This window comes from Vibrio sp. 1580 (assembly GCF_033340055.1).
Window position 1 is genome coordinate 1 of the sequence record NZ_JAWOVT010000133.1, and the last position, 880, is coordinate 880.

At 43.5% G+C, this 880-nt stretch carries 1 protein-coding gene and 1 pseudogene; both read right to left on the minus strand.

Translation table 11 applies throughout. The annotated features are described in order from the left end of the window. Positions 1 to 192: pseudogene (locus R7093_RS24530) on the minus strand (conjugal transfer protein TraF); the annotation flags it as partial. A gap of 60 nt (positions 193 to 252) precedes the next feature. Beyond that, positions 253 to 880: DUF2861 family protein (locus R7093_RS24535; protein WP_318146927.1), on the minus strand; the 628-nt coding region annotated here is incomplete at its 5' end.

Sequence of the window (880 nt, forward strand, 5' to 3'; positions counted from 1 at the left end):
GTCGTCATTGCGGCGGTAAATTGCAGTCAACGCAGGGTTGAAAAATGGAGCGGTCAGATAAGAGGCAGAAACGGTACCAACACCACCCATTGCATCGCTACGTGCTTCAATAGCATAAGTCGCAGCAGAAGCGACATTCGCAAATAGTGATGCTGTAATGGTGGTGGCTAAAATTTTGAATTGGGTTTTCATACTACACTTGTGTTTTTAGTTCTTCCTGAACTTATATCGGCACAAATGTTATTTCTTTAATTATTCTTCCTGAGAAAGATCATAAGTACGGCTGATTGTTTGAGCTTGCTCAACAATTATGTCCCCTTGCCAACGTCTACTGTTGATACTTACCGCTAAAACATATCTATCGTTTGGTACACCAGCTAATTCAAGTGAGTTTGGGTAATTAGATTCGTAGGTTTTCTTCCACATCTGCTCATACTGGCCATCCACATAGTCGTACAGACCGACTTCTAATTGAGGTAAGGGGCAATGAGGATTGCGAAGTGCACTCTTTTCTACTTTCCAGTTCTCTTTCGATGTCCAGCGAACATATTGGGAGGAGTTTGAGTCTCCGAGTATCACCCAAGTTCGGTAAACTTGTTTATCTTTAGATACAACGGACAAGTGATACAAACCGGCTTCCAGTTTACCTGTGAGGTTGTATCGCTTGAGAAAACTGCGTTCGTTTGCTATTTCTGCCCCATCAGCTTGCTCTTCATAACTGAAAGAGCTGTCGCCAGAGATAGACTCATCGACCCAACGACGAAACGATATGTCTTCAATATCTGTTGTCGCTCTAAGTTTGATCACCAAACGGAAAGTGTCGCGCCCCGGACTTTGGATAGTTTGACGAATCACGTTTACGCCACTGATCCAATCAGGC